The sequence below is a fragment of the Shimia sp. R9_3 genome (assembly GCF_017743755.1).
Lineage (GTDB): Bacteria > Pseudomonadota > Alphaproteobacteria > Rhodobacterales > Rhodobacteraceae > Shimia.
In genome coordinates this window covers 214,043-230,106 of record NZ_JAGHRP010000003.1, presented here as the reverse complement: position 1 = coordinate 230,106, position 16,064 = coordinate 214,043, and the positions used below count along the sequence as shown (strand labels likewise).

The following is a 16,064-nucleotide window of genomic DNA, read 5'->3' as shown; positions in this document are numbered from 1 at the left end:
GTTACCGCTGCAGATCTGGATAACCTGCATCCACCTTCAAAAGGTTCTGGAAAGTGCGGTAAAATTCCTGCTCTTCGGAATATGCGTAGTCCGGGAAGTTGTATTCGCTGACAAAGTCATTCAGCCGGAAGTACGCCCCTTTGCGGTAAGACACGAGATCCACATCCCCGGTGTCGAGGTTCCGTTTCAGTGTCAGAAGATACTGTTCATCCTGATCATCCGCCTGCAACACGGCACCGAGCGGGCGCGATGTGGTTTCCACTCCGGCATCCCCCCACAATACTGGTTCTGACAACCCTTCGCTGGTTGATGCGGTCGCCAGATCGGCCACGCGCATGAGATCGGCGTCACGTTCCTTGTTGATCACAAGCACATATTCTTCGGGCTGGTACTGATCATTGGGGGCGGTGAAATGCAGAACCTCGAGCGGGGTATTGCCATAGCCAAGTTCAGCCACGGTCTTGGCAATGACATGGCTGCCATCAACCAGATCCGCCGAAGGAATGGTGACCAATGGCGTACAGGTATAGGCCGCAACGACCGTTTGCGTGCCGTTCAGATCCACCACGCTCATCGCTCGGATGGGCGCACGGGTTTCTGTCTGATTGTGAACCGTGTGGAACATTTCGATGCTAGATGCGGAGGCGCTTCCGTCAAACGGATAAGGCAGGTGCCGCAGGGTAGAAGCGAATTCCCCGGTAGACAGCCCAGCGACAAACAGCGCGCCGTCAACATAGTCCATATCGGTGACGGTGAAGGTCGACGCCGGGATATCACGCCAGAATGTCACGCTGTCATCCGGTGTATCGCTCAGCGTGAAGGAGGTGCTCGCCAGAGACGCAAGATCAAGCGGCACAATGTCCCCGGCCTGATTGACCTTGATCACCATGGGGGATTTTTCGCCGCCGGACCGCACGGACAAGGAAATATAGGTTTCCTTGGAAACCGGGTTCACGGCGACATCATGATAGCTGATCGCAAAAGGGTTCACGCCAAGCTGCTCAACGATCTGCGCACCAAGCCCGATCAGATTATAGCCCTGCGATTCCGTGGCTGGCACAACATCGGGCAGCGTGTAGGCAAAGATCTTTGCCCCATCGGAATCTGCCACAAACAGCGTGTTGGCGTCTGCGAATTCCAACACAGTGGTGGATTGCGGGGCCTCTGACGCGGCAACGCTGGCCGAAAACGCGAGGGACAACGCAGCTGCGCTGAGGGGAAGAGGTGATATCGGTTGCATAGGGCCTCCTATCTGGTTGAGCGATCGTTTTGCGTAAAGTCTTTTTGCCATTAGGTTTTTTGTCACCTTTGGGAACAGCGCTGGACGCTTCAGCAATCGTCGTGCCAATATGGCATGTACCTATGGTGCATGTTAGTAGGCACCAAAAGGATACCATGAACAAAGTTTTACAGGCACCCGAAGTCCGCAGCGCAGCGGGCGCCTTTGGCAGCGTCCGGGCTACTACCGCAAAACAAAAAACAGATTTTAAGACAGAGGTCTGAAATGGCAGAGGAAACCACAGATAACACCGCGGCCCACTACTGCCCGGCTGAGGCGACAATTGAGATCATCGGGGGCAAATGGAAGTGCCAGATACTGCACACATTGCAATCGGGAACCAAACGCTACGGCGAGTTGCGTAAGAAGATGCCCGATGTCACTCAGCGGGTTCTAACGCGCAAACTACGAGAGCTGGAAGAGCATGGGGTCATTCAACGCAAGGTCTATGCGGAGGTGCCCCCCAAAACCGAATACTCTCTGACGGAGCGAGGGGAGACCTTGCACACGGTTCTGAATGAGTTGGAACGCTGGTCGCGGCAATGGGAAAACGCGCTCGATTAGCCAGGCGTTTGTTCCACTGCTACGTGAAATTCTCCTTGGCGCGTTTGGATGGCGGAAACCACAACGGAGTAAAGTGCCAGCGCTCTATCGGCGGTACGAGTGCGGCGATCGGCCCATGCCGGTCACTCAACCATGGTCTCGAATGCTGCGGACGCAGCCCGCTTAGCGGTCATTCGCTGCACTTGCAATATTGAAGACCGAGTGGACTCACACATCGCGGACGGAGCAGAAGTTGCCAATGAAAGCAGTGATGACTGCCTTTCCGGTTGAAGTGCGCCCCTGACTGGACGGATCTTACCGCGGTATATTCTCCGGTGTCAGCACCTGGACTGTGGAGATCGGCGCCTCCACAAGACCGCTGGACAGCCCATGATAAGATAGGAAGGTGTTGAACGTGTTCCGTACGTCCAGTTGCAGATCGTGATGCAGGATGAAGTCGATGCGCCGGTCCTGAATCAGCTCTCTGTTTTCCCGATCGAGGTCATGGGCCACGTACACGTCGGGGCGCAGACCTTTGTGCTCTAGCGTGCGTAGGACCGATAGGTTGCCACCCCCCATCGAATAGACCGCGCGCAGATGATGAATGCCGTCCACGGACTTCGTTAAGAGCCTTGACGTTTCAAAGTCCACTCCACTGCCGCCCTGGACAGCAAGGACCTGTAGATCAGGACGCTCGCGTGCCAAGGTTTCGGTAAATGTGTACTCGCGTTGTTCTTCTCCCAGAAAGCGTTCATGGCTGCGAGTGGCTAAGACCATTCCCGGCTCATCCCCAAGCATACGGGAGATAAGATAGGCAGCAGTACGTCCTGCTCCGGCGTTGTCTAACCCAACATAGGCAAGACGATCGGTATCCCCGATATCGGTGACAAGCGTGACAACCGGGATTTTTGCGGCGGTCAGCGTCTTCACTGCTTCCCTAATACGTGCCGTATCCCGCGCCTTAATACACACTCCCTGACTACCTCGCTTCATGATCCGTTTCAGCGCTGCGACGACCTCATCCTCTTCCATGATCTCCTGCAGCAGAAATCGAGGGCGGCACACCGCAGTCCTGATCTGTGGCAATACAGTTTCTGCGGCCGACTTTACCTCGCGACTGAATCGAGATGGTGCCTCTACAACGAAGTCAAAGAACAGACGTCTACCGCGGGCAGCAAGCTGGGCTTCTTGCGCCTTCAACTCTTCGATAGCTGTTGTCACACGCAGCTTTGTTTGCGGGCTCACATGGGCCCGTTCGTTCAGAACCCGATCGACAGTGGCGGTGCTCAAACCAGCCTGCCGGGCAATCTCTTTGATTGGAAAGCGGTGTGTCATTTGATGTGTTTTTGATGTGTTTTTGGACCCAACGCAATGCCTGCGCTTGTATCCTCTTTGGGAAAAAGGGAGGAGCCGCCATGAAGGATGCCGTCGAGAACACCGTCGCCTACTACGACCCCGATACTTGTGATCTTGGGGAGTTCACAGCACTCATCGATCAAGCTACGCGCGGGGAGCAGGTGCCGTATGCAGCTACAATTGAAAAGAACATCCCGATCTACGATATGGCGGACCTGCGTCCGGCCCTCGAGGGTGACCAAACTCGTCGAAAGCTCATGGCGGAATGGGCGAAAGTCCTGCGCTCTGGTGCAGGAGTCGTGGCCTTGAAGGGAGCCTATGCCGATACGGCAGCTCTGGATGAAGCGACCCGCATCTACGATAAAATTATTGCGGAAGAGAAACAGGAAACTGGTGGCGCGGGCGATCACTTCGCGGCGTCAGGAGCAAATGATCGGATATGGAACTCGCTTCAAAAACTCTGCGAAGCCTCGCCCGAAGTGTATCTAAACTACTTCGCAAACACCTCTATCGCGGCGGTTTGCGAAGCTTGGTTGGGGCCGAACTATCAGATGACGGCGCAGGTAAACCTGGTTCATCCCGGCGGCGCAGCTCAACAGGCTCATCGCGACTATCATCTGGGATTTCAAACCGCCGACGTCAGCGCGTCTTATCCTGCACACGTCCACGACGTCTCGCCAATTCTGACGCTTCAGGGCGCTGTTGCACATTGCGACATGCCTTTGGAAAGCGGCCCGACCAAACTGCTGCCCTTTTCGCAAGCATATCGTCCGGGCTATGCAGCATGGCGCCGGGACGACTTTCGGGCGCTTTTTGAAGAACGCTATGTTCAGTTACCTCTGGCCAAAGGAGATGCCGTGTTCTTCTCCCCCGCCTTGTTTCACGCGGCCGGTGCCAACACCAGTCATGACATTCACCGCTTCGCCAACCTTTTGCAGGTGTCATCGGCCTTTGGTCGCGCAATGGAGACAGTCGACCGGGACAGAATGTGCAAACTGCTTTTCCCTCACGCGTTTCAGGCCAAGCAAACAAACAGGCTCAGCGCCGCCGAGTTGTCTGCGGCAATCGCTGCGACCGCCGAAGGGTACTCGTTTCCGACAAACCTGGATCGCGATCCGCCGACAAACGGTCTTGCACCGGAAACCCAAGCCGCCTTCTTTCGGCGCGCATTGGTGGAGGGGATCGAGGAGCATGCCTTCGCCGAGCGACTCGATCAGATGAGTAGTGCAAGAATGACCTAAGCATATGCGGATTAGCAGCCGCCCCCCTAAGCCGTCGCTCGCTGCGCGCATGGCCAAGGTCCGCTCTGGGCTCGGAGGGGTCATTTGTCAGGTTTGCAAGGATCGACCGCTCAGCGGACAAACCCTATCTCAGTACTTGAAACGCATAAGACGCCTCAGCAAAAGACATTGTAATTGTTGATTTCCCAGCCCCAATTTGGAAACAACAACAACAATGAAGACAACAAATCACCTGATATTGGGTGGTTTGTTAAACGAACTTCAGAACTGGGTAATTCGAGGGCCGACTGACAGCGCTTCCTCTGCTGCAGGCTCAGGTTCCTCACTTTGGCGAGAGTTGGATTGGATTGCTAAACTTGCCTCCTGCAAAGCCGGATCGAATTCTCGTTTGAGGACAATCGGTCTTTCTGCCTTTATCGCCTTTCCAAAGGCCAAAAACTCGAACCGCCCAAGGTTTGGAATAAGCCGTGTATGCTGGGCGCTATAAACGCTCTCGAGGAAGTTGAGGCTCGTTTGGTCGATCAAGCTGTGGGTCAAAAATGTATTGCACTGCGACAGAATAGTCTTGCTGACTAGTGCAGTGCGCTGGCTGATCACCATAAGCCCAACGCCATATTTTCGACCTTGCAAAGCAATTTGCCCGATGCGGCTAACTACAAACTGCGTATTTGCATCAAAGCCCGCCCCAAACACCTCAGGGACGATTGTGTGGGCCTCTTCCAAGACGATTAGGATCTGCCTTTCACGACGGTTCCTTTGAGCCCAATGCATAATCGTCGACAAGTACAACTCGGTCAGCCGGAGTGTGGCTTTTGTGTTGGCGATTTCTGCCAACTCGAAAATCCCAAGGTAGGTTTCTTCGGACCTCAGAAACTCATCAACTTGTGCTTCAGCGTGCGCTTTAAGCGCGTCTACGCCCTCCTGCAGAGCTTTCTTTTCTGCTGGTGCACCGTAGCTTCCAGTCTCAACCGCGAATAGTTTTTCCTCCAATTCGGCGGCCTGTGCAGGCGTAGGAGATGGAAAAGCTGGGTCCAATTCCGCGAGCCGCGCCCGATAGTCGCCGGTGAAATCGACGCAAAAGACTTTTGTGCCTCTCGCAACTGCCTGCCGAACTACATCGAGAGCCAGCTCAGTTTTCCCTGTACCAGTCACACCAAGTACGGCCGTGTGATACTCAACCAGTTCATCAATTCTCGCAACCGCTTGGACATTAGTGGATGGCACCGCACCAATAGGGAATTCGCGGTCGCCCACGACAGGATCGTCAAACTGCCTGCTGCCAGCGGAAAACAGCGGTGTATTCATGGAAGGCAGCCAAGTGTATTTGGTGAAACCGTCGTCGGGCGAATAAATGCCGAGTTGAGATGCCTTTACTATGTGAGTTCCGCGTGGATTTTGATCGAAGTTTTCTTCGTACGTCTCTGCGCCCACGATCTGATAAAAGATGTCTTGGCCTTCAACGTGCGCAAAAATCACATCACCTTCATGTAGCCCCGAACGGCTGGAAACTTCAAAATGCAGAGTTCCGATTGTTGAATTTTCCACAACGAAGCCGACCAGCTTGCCATCTTTCGCACCGCTGAGGTTCTCCAGGAATTCAACCGTCTTCGCTTCGTCGAGGCTGGCGCAGACGGAGCCCACAGGTAAGCGAGCAGGTTCAGCCAAAGTCGCTACGCACAGTCCTGTTCCAACCACGTCAGAACCCTGCGTCTGCGAAAACAATGAGATCACGTAACGCTGCGATCCATCGGGTAGGCTAGCTGTAAACAAGTGGTTCGGTTTCCACGCTCCCACCGAGTTTAGTTTGACGCGGACTATGTCTGGATGATCGACTCTTGCGATAGAGCCAACCGTCGGCTGTTTTTTTAGCTCATCGACGTCAGACGAAAGTTGTCTAACAGCAGAGAGCAGGCGTTCTATGGGTTTCCCAACCACAATCAGGATCCAATAGAGAATAAGCCAACTCATTTTTTCAAACGAGGCTTGATAGTACGCGATGATGCTAACAATTGCTGGAGCAGAGAACAGGATTTCGCCTCGCCCAAACACGCTGGTCAGCTTGAACGCAAAATGACCCGTTGGGGACCTTTGATCCTTATCATGTAAAATCAACGCTGTGACGGCCGAAAACACAACCGCACAGGCGAAAAAGACGGTTCCCCATCTCACATGTTCGAGTTGCGCTGAAAACAACTGAACGTTGGTGAGGTCCATCGTTGTAAGCACCAAGATGGCCCCTACAGAGCTGATGATTGCATCCCTTGGCGGGACAAACCAAGGCGCAGATAATAGCGCTAGGAACCAAAGTGAGATCGCACTTATCAGCCAAACAGACTCCAGCCCGCCAGTCGGCAACGTTTGACCAGTCGCCCAGAAAAAAACTACGTATGCAACAAGTGTGTTCAGCAGAAGCGCAAGAAAGCGTTCCTTAATAGATGGAAAAGACAAATCAATTCTCGTTCAATTCTTGGTTGTGGCTAATCCTAGTGCTTATCAGCCGGAGGGGGAAGCGCAGAACATCTTCTGGTTTTTTTTGCGTCTAGCGCCAACCACCATTGAATGCCTCATTGGGCTCTCGAAGACGTCGAGCAAGGGCGTCAATCGACGCAGCTGTCTGGCGGATTTCGGGAATACCACTTTCAAGATCATCGAGGTTCATCAGATCAATAGATTGAAACCTCTCATCAACTGAGCGCAGCAATCTGGCTCCTTGAGTACGAAGCGCACTGGTTTCCTGCTCTTCCTTCGTTGGTTCAAATGGATTGGAACCTATCATTATGCCCTTACCTAGTTCGTGCTGCCGCCACTTTTCGAGATTCAAATCGCAGTCCGATGCGAGCTTTTGATAGCTCCCTCGGACGTCAGCCAGCGCTGACCGGGCTTGAAGCCTAACGTCCCGCTCATGTGCCTTGTCAGCGGATAGGAATGATTGTCTTGCGACACCCAAAGCCAATACTGCAATACGCACGGCAATTATGCTCGATACCACTGCGAAGAGCGTGGCGGTTAGCATAATTGCTTCCATCCAGTTGTTCTGAAACCATGAGATCAAATTAGACACGACGGCACCTTATGTAGATATTCTTATTCAACTGTATCTACATATGGTGCCACAGATGCCTGATCACAAGCCAAACCCACTACGCATAGCGCGACCCTTGCAAAATCCTCGTACCGCTCAGCGCCCAGCATCCGCCTTGCCAGAAGAGCAAGGCAAAAAAGATAGTAGTCGAACAACGTCCGAATTTTCTCTAGCGCAAAGGCTGTGTCAGGTGCACCCAAAGAAAAGCTTCGAACATGTAGCTAAGTTTGGCGGCCGTAAAGCTGTCCATAGAGCTGTACATTCTCGGAATGCGGGGCCTTCATAAACTGCTGATATATAATAAATTATATTTATGAAGTGGTGCCCCGGGGGGGGAATCGAACTACCGGCACGAAGTTTCTCAAGCCCAGAACCAATAGATCGAGTGTAGCAAGTCTGCTGTGAATGGCAGCTTTTTAGAATCTCTCGACTAGGTTTCGCGCTTGCAGCGAATGACCGCTATCCGCCCTTCGGGACTGAGATGGCCGATTTTTTGGGCCTTTTGCAAATGCGGAGAATGATCGGAAAGTCCCGCCTCCCGTGACTTCAATCTCTAAAATCGAATGCCCGCTATGGAGCCGGGGCTTATGGCCCCGCCGCTCTTGTTTGTTGGGCCAGCGGGATTTGGACGAGCCAAACGCCCCTGGCCGACAGGGGGAAGACGCTGCCTTCCCCCTCGGGCAATCCAATTAGACAAAACCGTGTCCTCGGCTACGCCTGCGGGCCGCACCACCCCTGTCGAATAGCATTGCCTCGCCCCCTCCCGCGTTCGCCACGTGGCAGATCAGCAGGAGCAGGCGGCTTCGCCGACTGAACCTGCAAATCAGCCCTGATTTTCCGAAAGGGAAGTCAGATCAATCGAAACAGCCTGCGGGAGCAAAATGGAAATGTTGGGTCAGTTTATGACGCAAAGGTCAAAGTCATGTGACGTGCAACAGCTGGAAAATGGCGCTCTGGGGAGGATTCGAACCCCCGACCCCTTGATTCGTAGTCAAGTACTCTATCCAGCTGAGCTACCAGAGCGCGGTGTGGGGGAGTTAGAACCTTGCGCGCGGGAGCGCAAGAGCAAAAAGCCAAAAAAGTCAGCTCGCCCCCAAATCTCCTTTCGGAAGGGTGATGCCAAAGGTGGTTCCGGTGTCACCCGTGGCCGCCAATTGCAGCTGTCCGCCATGCCCGCGGATCAGCTCAGCTGAAATCGCCAGCCCAAGCCCGGTGCCGCCTTTGCGAATCCCGCCCTGAAACGGCGTGAACAGATGTTCCTGCGCTTTGGCGGGCAGGCCCGGCCCGGTGTCGCGCACCGAAATCATCCAGGCCTCATCGGTTTCCCAAGCCGAGATCGCGATCTCCCCGGGCTGGCCACTGGCCACAATCGCCTGACGGGCGTTGCGCACGAGGTTGGAAATCACGCGAAAGAGCTGTTCGGGATCCGCGCGCATCATCAGCCCCGCGGGAATGTCCTCGGCAAAGCTCAGATCAAACTCGCCCACCGCAAGCCGCTCGCTGGCAATCACATCGGCCACCAGCTCGCTGGGGGAAAACCGGGTCAGCGTCGGCGCGGGTTCTTCCGCCTTGCCAAAGGCCAGCGTGCTTTCACACAGGTGCACCGCGCGGGTGATGGAGTTCACAAGCTTGGGTGCCATCCGCGCCACCAGCGGGTCTTCGCTGCTTTCGATCCGGTCAGTGAAGAGCTGGGCGGAGGTCAGGATATTGCGCAGGTCGTGGCTCACCTTGGCCACCGCGCCGCCCAGCTGGGCCAGACGCTCTTTCTGGCGCAGGGCCGAGGTCAGTTCGGTCTGCAGCGTGTGCAGCGCTTCTTCGGCTTCGCGCAGCTCGGTGACGCCGGATTTCGGCGTGATCACGCTGCGCGCATCTTCCGGCGCTGCGGCATAGGTCTGCATATAGCGCACCACGCCTTCGATCGGGCGCACCAGAATCGCGCGCACCGCAAGGAAGAGCAGAAACGCCGTCATGATCGAGATCACCGCCGAAAGCGCCAGAACCCGCAGCCCGTAGTCAATCATCGAGGCGCGCAGATCCTGCGTGCCCATGGTGACCTCAATCAGCAACCCCGCATCCTGCACCGGCGCGCCGATCACGCGGATCACCCGCTCGCTGCGGTCCAGAAGCTGCATCATCGCGTCTTTGATCAGCACCCCGGCCGAGGCGCCGCGCATGTCATAGGTGTCGTTGATTGGCTCCGGAATGGGAGAGCTGAGAATCAGCTGCCGCATCTCATCGCGCCGCAGCACCACGTTGTAGACGCCTGCGTTCTTGAGCAGCTCGTCTTCCAGATCCATATCGATCATGTCATCCGCCAGCAGCGCGAGCGAGGCAATCTGTGCCCGCTCCAGACGCAGCAGCAGGTAATCCTCGCGATACCGCGCAACCGAAGGGACAAAGATCAAGACCTCGGCCAGCATCACAAAGATGACCGTGAGGATCAGGAACCGACCTGAAAGCGAATTGAGCATGCGCGTCCGCCCTTTGTTATGGCAGCCAGCGCTGTACGAAGCCGACCACCCGTTTGACCTTAGGATTATCAAACAGTTGCGGAGAGAAATAGGCCCCTGCGACACGCTTGTTGATTTCTCCCACCGTTGGATAGGGGGCAACCATGCCCGCCACGGCGCTCATCTTGAGCTTATTGGCAATCACCAGCGCCCATAGGTTGATAAGCTCACCCGCCTGCGGGCCTGCAATCGACACGCCCACGGGGCGGCCTTTCACGACCATCGCCTTGATCAAACCTTTGGCCTTGCGCTCCGCAATCAGCCGGTCGTTGTGGTCGATCTCAAACCGCGCCACGGTCAGCTTGTCGCCATAGATCTTGCGCGCCTCCGCTTCGGTGGGGCCGATCTGCGCCAGTTCGGGGTCAGTGTAGGTCGCATAAGGGATGTGATCCGTGCGCGCCTTCGCTGGCAGCCCGAACAGGGCGGAGCGGATGATCACTCCCGCATGATAGCCCGCCACATGGGTGAACTGCGCGCCGCCCGCCACATCGCCAATCGCATAGACCTTACGATTGGTGGTTTTCATACTGTCGTCCACCTTGATGCCGGTCTTGGTGGTCTCAATCCCCGCCGCCGCGAGGTTCAGCTTGTCGACATTGGCCTTGCGCCCCACGGCCACCAGAAGATGCGAGCCGGTAAAGCTGCGACCGTCCTGGGTGTCCACGGTGATGGCACCCGCCTGCCCGCTGATCTGCTTGGCCATGGCGTCTTCGGCAATCTCAAGCCCTTCGCTGCGCAGGTTATCGAGCACAATTGCCGCCATTTCCGGATCATCCCGGCCCAACGCCTTGGCGCCCTCAATTACGGTCACCTTGATGCCCAGACGCTGATGCGCCTGCGCCATCTCCATGCCGATGGGGCCCCCGCCAATGATCAGCAGATGATCTGGCGTTTCAGTCAGGTCAAACAGCGTCTCATTGGTCAGATAAGGCACAGTATCCAGCCCCGGGATCGGCGGCACCAGCGGGCTGGAGCCCGTGGCAATCACCACCCGGCGCGCGGTGATGCGGTGATCTCCGGCCTCAACCTCCTTCGGGCTGACAAAACGGCCAAATTCACGGATCACCCGCACCCCAAAGCCTTCAAAGCGTTCCTGGCTGTCTACCGGCGCAATCTGGGCAATCACGTCTTTCACGTGTGCCTTGGCGGCGGCATAATCCACCTGCGGCACCTGATCGGCCACGCCATAGATGCTGCTGTGCGCCTGTCCGTGGGCGGCCTTACCGCTCGCAATCAGCGCCTTGCTGGGGACACAGCCAAAGTTCAGGCAGTCCCCGCCCATTTCGTGCCCCTCAAGCAGGGTCACATCCGCGCCCATCTGCGCCGCCCCGGCTGCCACAGACAGCCCTCCAGAGCCGGCGCCAATGACCAGCACATCCGTCTTGATGTCTTGCATTATACTGTCTCCCGGCCCCGAATACGCTTGATCACCGCAGGCAGCAACGACAGTGCTGCCAGACCCAGCATCGGCAAGAGCACATGCGGCTCAAAGATGATGCCAAGGTTCGGTGTCTCACCGCGGGCAAAGACCTCGCCAAGGCCCGCCCCCACCGAGGTATAGACCAGACCACCGGGGATGATGCCAACGAAAGTGGAGACGACGTAACGCCACAGCGGCACCCCCACCAGCGCAGGGATCAGATTTGCCACAAAGAAAGGCACCACCGGCACCAGACGGATCAGAAACAGCATGGTCCACTGATTCTCATCAATCCCGTCTTTCAGGGCTTTGATCCGCCCCTCAGAGCTGTCCATCTTGGCCGACAGGCGCTCCCCGAGACCAAACTTGGCCGCCAGAAACACAACCGTTGCCCCCATGGTGGCCGCGCCCACGTTGAACAGCACGCCCGGAAAAGTGCCAAACAGAAAGCCGCCTGTGAGCGTGGCAATCGTTGCGCCAGGCAGGGAGAAGCCCGCGATGATCACGTAAAGGATCATGAACACAGCCACAGCTGCCCAGTAGTGCTGATCCCGGTAGGCAATCAGCGTCTCGCGATTGTCGCGCAGGGTTTCAAAGCTCAGGTAGTCCCCCAATGCATAGGCGCCGCCCACTGCGACACAGAGGATCACCGCCAAAGGCACCAGCCGTGCCCACTTTGATTTTGCCTCAGCGCGTTCGGTCTGGCCCGCGCCATCCGTTAGATCTGCCATCTTTTGGTCGTTACCCTTGGTCACAGTCTGTCTCTTTTCCTCAAAATGAGACAGTCCCCTTCTAAACAACAGAGGGTTCACGGCGGGTTGATCGCACTCGCACGGTTTCGTGATGAAATCCGCCCCTTTCCGCAGTTCTGAAACATTCTGTGCGCATATCGGCCTTCGGGGCTTGTGTTTTTGTAGCAAATCCGCGATCAGGCGTTTGACTTATCTCGCAGGCCCGTCTAAAGACCGGGCTTCGAATAGACAGGCTCCGCGAATCTATCGCTTGATCGACTTGCCGGCGCCTCCACACTTTGTAACGGAGACGGAGCGATGAAACGCACCTACCAACCTTCGAACCTGGTTCGTAAACGCCGCCACGGCTTCCGTGCGCGCATGGCCACCAAAGCTGGCCGCAAAATCCTGAACGCACGCCGCGCACGCGGTCGTAAGTCGCTGAGCGCATAAGCTCACCGACACCGTTTATACGGATCGTTCAAACAAAATGACACCGCCGGAGACCCCCACGGAAGGCCCTGCCAACCACGGGACGACGTCTCCGGCGGTTTCTCTTTGCGCGCAGGAAGCCTTGCTGGTTCTGAAAAACCGCAGCGAGTTTCTTGCCGCCGCCCGCGCCCGCAAACAGGGCACCAAGGCGATGATGATTCAGGCCCGCAAGCGCCGCGAATCGGAAGACGCTGATCCTGCGGTGATCCGCGTCGGCTACACCTGCTCCAAAAAAGTCGGCAATGCCGTGGCCCGCAACCGCGCCAAGCGCCGGATGCGCGAAGTCGCCCGCGCGGTGCTGCCAGCTTTTGGCAAACCCGGCTGGGATTACGTTCTGATCGGCCGCAAAGACGAGACCGCCGTGCGTGACATGCTGGCGCTGCAGGCCGATCTCAAATGGGCGCTGCGCAAATTGCACGCGCCAGCCAAGCCGCGCCCGCAGACATAAGCCCCCTGCCCTTCAAGGCCCGCGTTACAGGACACATCAAGTGAGCGCCTGACAGAGACCCGTCTCAAGGTCTTTCCGAGATCGTTAAAACACGTTCGACTTTGACGCAGTTCAGCATCAAAAAGCCTTTCCCTTTGGGGAAGCGTTAATGTTTCGGATGCACTTTCCGCTGGCTCAGAACCAAATGCCAACGAAATGATCCGTCGCCACGATGTCTGTCACAATCCTTCTCACCTTTGTTGTCACAACTGACGACACCTCCCACTTCCGCGAGACCATTTCTGTGCTAGCCAATCAGGTGCAACGCATGCCCGGCGCGCTGCGCTATGCGGTGTTTCAGGGCAAAGACGATCCGAATTATTTTCACGTGCATCAGGTCTGGGCCAACCGGGAATGCTATCAGGCCTACATCAACAGCGAAGAGGCCGACCGCGCGTTTGTCACGCTGCGCGGCATTGTTTCAGAGCTGCTGGTCAAAGAGCTGATTCCCGTTGCCAACAGCGACAGCACACCGGTGCTGGTTGCCGGCTGATCCCTGAATTTGTCGGTGCGTTAAGCTTTGCCCCCTTCCGAAACGGGCACCTCCGCGATACAGACGCAATACCGATGCGCCAAATCGGGTTAATTTTGCACTTTCTAGCCAAATCGGAACCCGACTCGTCCATTGCGCCTTGGCACCCTTGCTCATAGCCGTTAACAGGCTGTTTCAAAGAGGTCAGCGAAGATGAAGACACGAGATATGAACCGCGATTGGATCGCCACCGCCCGCACACTCTCCCAGGCTCTGCCTTACCTCCAGCGCTATGCTGGGGCGACGGTTGTGATCAAGCTCGGCGGCCACGCCATGGGCTCTGACGAGGCCATGGATGACTTTGCCCGCGACGTGGTTCTGATGCGTCAGGTCGGCATCAATCCGGTGGTCGTGCACGGCGGCGGCCCGATGATCAATGCGATGTTGGAACGGCTTGAAATCAAATCGGATTTTGTGAACGGCAAACGGGTGACAGATGCCGCCACCGTCGAGGTGGTGGAGATGGTCCTCTCCGGTGTTGTGAACAAACGCATCGTCTCCGCGATCAACCGTCAGGGCGGCAAGGCCGTGGGTCTTTCCGGCAAGGACGCCAACCTGATGATCTGCGATCAGACCAACGCGGATCTCGGCTTTGTTGGCACCCCGGCAGAGATGAACCCCGCGATTTTGCACGAACTTTTTGCCAATGACACCATCCCGGTGATTGCACCTTTGGGCGGTGGCCGTGATGGCGAGACCTACAACGTGAACGGCGACACCGCCGCTGGCGCCATCGCCGGTGCACTGGCTGCGGACCGCCTCCTGCTGCTCACCGATGTGGCAGGTGTCAAGAACAGCGAAGGCGAAGTCCTGACAGAACTGAAAGCCCAGCAAATTCGCGACCTTATCGCAGAAGGCGTGATCGCGGGCGGCATGATCCCCAAGACCGAAACAGCGCTGGCCGCCATTGATCTGGGCGTGCGCGCTGCGGTCATTCTGGATGGCCGCGCCCCCAACGCCTGCCTCCTGGAGCTGTTCACCGAACATGGTGCAGGCTCCATTATCCGCGCGGATTAAACTCGATTGGGGCGCAAATAACCGCGCCCCATTTCTCGGCTTGAGCCAACCAGACAGCCTGTGCATTCTGAACGGGAGCGAACGCCTTGCGCAAAGCCGCGCAACGGCCGCGAACCTGTGGTATTGTCATGCACAAGCTGAACATCTCTCGCACCAATCCCGCCGCCATATGAGCTATCGCGCGATTGAAAAAGCCGCACAAAAGACTGGCCTGCTCACAATGGGCGCAGCGCATGTCCTAAATCTGACGGGCGTTGCCAGTGATCCGGCAACTGCGGTGCTCTTAGGCACCGGCCCGGAGTTCTGGCCCATCTTCGCCGCCTCTCGCGAAGGTCAGGACGGGCATCCCCACCCCGTCGACCGATGGTCCAAGCGCATCGTCGGCGCACTCGCGGATCAGTGTGACGCCGCAACCGCCTATCCGTCAGATGGGCCGCCCTACCCGCCCTTCATTTCATGGGCCTTGAAGACAAACCGATTTTTCCTCAGCCCAGTGGGCATGATGGTGCACGACACGGTTGGCTTGATGATCTCCATTCGCGGCGCGCTGCTCTTTGACACGGAGCTTGCGATCCCTAGCGCCGATCTTGCCTCCCCCTGTACGGTTTGCGTGGCTCCCTGCACCACCGCCTGCCCTGTGGGTGCGCTCTCCGCTGAGGCCTCCTACGACGTCACTGCCTGCCACGGCTACCTCGACACGCCAGAGGGCCAGAGCTGCATGTCACAAGGCTGCCACGCCCGCCGCGCCTGCCCGGTCTCCGCCGGCGCTTCTCGCACAGACGCCCAATCGGCCCTTCATATGAAAGCGTTCCACCCATGAGCCGCACCCTGATCCTGATGCGCCACGCCAAATCGAGCTGGGATGACTTCAATCAGCCCGATCACGCACGCCCCCTCAACAAGCGCGGACGCGCCTCTGCTCATGCTCTAGGGAAATGGTTGGCCCTGCAAGCCCTGCTGCCTCAGGAAGTCCTCTGCTCCAGCTCAGAGCGCACCCGCGAAACGCTGGATCGCCTCACGCTGCCAAACAGCCCGCAAGTCAGCTATCTGGATGCGCTCTATCACGCACCTGCTGACACCATGCTGCACAGCCTGCGCGCCGCCAGTCAGCTCACGGTGCTTATGATCGGCCACAATCCGGGCATCGCCTATTTTGCAGATCAGCTTGCAGCAAGAGATCCGGACCATCCCCGCTTCCATGACTATCCCACGGCCGCGACTACGATCTTTCATTTTGACCTAAAGGAGTGGAAAGACGTGCAATACGGGGCTGGGGATGTGGTTGACTTCGTCATACCCCGCGAGTTGATGGCGCGCGATTCAGACCTCTAGGCATAGAAAAAGGCGGGGATGACCCCGCCTTTCCAATGTGTC

15 protein-coding genes and 1 tRNA gene are annotated in these 16,064 nt (G+C 57.0%); 8 read left to right on the top strand and 8 right to left on the bottom strand.

Going from position 1 to position 16,064, the window contains the following annotated elements:
• Nucleotide 1: 1 nt before the first annotated feature.
• Nucleotides 2–1,240, bottom strand: a complete 1,239-nt coding sequence (locus J7412_RS10005) for a hypothetical protein (protein WP_209078513.1) — start codon at nt 1,238–1,240, stop codon at nt 2–4.
• Between the two features lie 264 nt (nt 1,241–1,504).
• Here J7412_RS10005 and J7412_RS10000 point away from each other — a divergent pair, with 264 nt between their 5' ends.
• Nucleotides 1,505–1,843: a helix-turn-helix domain-containing protein gene (locus J7412_RS10000; protein ID WP_209078512.1), complete on the top strand. Its 339-nt coding sequence runs from the start codon at nt 1,505–1,507 to the stop codon at nt 1,841–1,843.
• A 294-nt stretch (nt 1,844–2,137) separates the two neighbouring features.
• On the opposite strand, the gene J7412_RS09995 is transcribed toward J7412_RS10000, so the two are convergent.
• Entirely contained in the window at nt 2,138–3,157 is a 1,020-nt protein-coding gene (locus J7412_RS09995) for a LacI family DNA-binding transcriptional regulator (protein WP_209078511.1), read from the bottom strand.
• A gap of 80 nt (nt 3,158–3,237) precedes the next feature.
• Here J7412_RS09995 and J7412_RS09990 point away from each other — a divergent pair, with 80 nt between their 5' ends.
• On the top strand, nt 3,238–4,419 hold the full coding sequence (locus J7412_RS09990; protein WP_209078510.1) for a phytanoyl-CoA dioxygenase family protein: 1,182 nt from the start codon (nt 3,238–3,240) through the stop codon (nt 4,417–4,419).
• Between the two features lie 261 nt (nt 4,420–4,680).
• Here the strand turns inward: J7412_RS09990 and J7412_RS09985 are convergent, their stop codons facing one another.
• From J7412_RS09985 to J7412_RS09960, 6 genes are all read right to left on the bottom strand, one after another.
• The gene (locus J7412_RS09985) at nt 4,681–6,867 is read right to left on the bottom strand and encodes a DUF87 domain-containing protein (RefSeq protein ID WP_209078509.1); all 2,187 of its coding nucleotides are present in this window, start codon (nt 6,865–6,867) and stop codon (nt 4,681–4,683) included.
• Nucleotides 6,868–6,958: 91 nt separating this feature from the next.
• Nucleotides 6,959–7,480, bottom strand: a complete 522-nt coding sequence (locus tag J7412_RS09980; protein ID WP_209078508.1) for a hypothetical protein — start codon at nt 7,478–7,480, stop codon at nt 6,959–6,961.
• Nucleotides 7,481–8,447: 967 nt separating this feature from the next.
• Nucleotides 8,448–8,524 (bottom strand) — tRNA-Arg (locus J7412_RS09975).
• A 59-nt stretch (nt 8,525–8,583) separates the two neighbouring features.
• Nucleotides 8,584–9,972, bottom strand: coding sequence for a HAMP domain-containing sensor histidine kinase (locus tag J7412_RS09970; protein ID WP_209064914.1), 1,389 nt, complete (start codon nt 9,970–9,972; stop codon nt 8,584–8,586).
• 16 nt (nt 9,973–9,988) lie between these two features.
• Nucleotides 9,989–11,407 carry an FAD-dependent oxidoreductase gene (locus J7412_RS09965; protein ID WP_209078507.1) on the bottom strand — a complete coding sequence of 473 codons (1,419 nt, stop codon included), beginning with the start codon at nt 11,405–11,407 and terminating at the stop codon, nt 9,989–9,991.
• Nucleotides 11,407–12,162, bottom strand: coding sequence for a TVP38/TMEM64 family protein (locus J7412_RS09960; RefSeq protein ID WP_209078753.1), 756 nt, complete (start codon nt 12,160–12,162; stop codon nt 11,407–11,409). Before J7412_RS09960 ends, J7412_RS09965 begins: the two co-directional genes overlap by 1 nt.
• Before the next feature lie 318 nt (nt 12,163–12,480).
• On the opposite strand from J7412_RS09960, the gene rpmH reads away from it, so the two are divergent.
• From rpmH to J7412_RS09930, 6 genes are all read left to right on the top strand, one after another.
• A complete protein-coding gene (rpmH, locus tag J7412_RS09955; RefSeq protein ID WP_005980833.1) occupies nt 12,481–12,615 on the top strand; it encodes a 50S ribosomal protein L34 in 135 nt (44 codons plus the stop codon).
• Nucleotides 12,616–12,652: 37 nt separating this feature from the next.
• Nucleotides 12,653–13,102 (top strand): ribonuclease P protein component, encoded by a 450-nt coding sequence (gene rnpA, locus J7412_RS09950; protein WP_209078506.1) that lies wholly within the window; start codon nt 12,653–12,655, stop codon nt 13,100–13,102.
• 211 nt (nt 13,103–13,313) lie between these two features.
• The gene (locus tag J7412_RS09945) at nt 13,314–13,634 is read left to right on the top strand and encodes an antibiotic biosynthesis monooxygenase (RefSeq protein ID WP_209078505.1); all 321 of its coding nucleotides are present in this window, start codon (nt 13,314–13,316) and stop codon (nt 13,632–13,634) included.
• A gap of 192 nt (nt 13,635–13,826) precedes the next feature.
• Nucleotides 13,827–14,690, top strand: coding sequence for an acetylglutamate kinase (gene argB, locus J7412_RS09940; protein ID WP_209078504.1), 864 nt, complete (start codon nt 13,827–13,829; stop codon nt 14,688–14,690).
• 169 nt (nt 14,691–14,859) lie between these two features.
• Entirely contained in the window at nt 14,860–15,510 is a 651-nt protein-coding gene (locus tag J7412_RS09935) for a ferredoxin (RefSeq protein ID WP_209078503.1), read from the top strand.
• Entirely contained in the window at nt 15,507–16,022 is a 516-nt protein-coding gene (locus J7412_RS09930; protein ID WP_209078502.1) for a histidine phosphatase family protein, read from the top strand. The genes J7412_RS09935 and J7412_RS09930 overlap by 4 nt, the downstream gene beginning before the upstream one ends.
• The last annotated feature ends 42 nt before the right edge of the window (nt 16,023–16,064 follow it).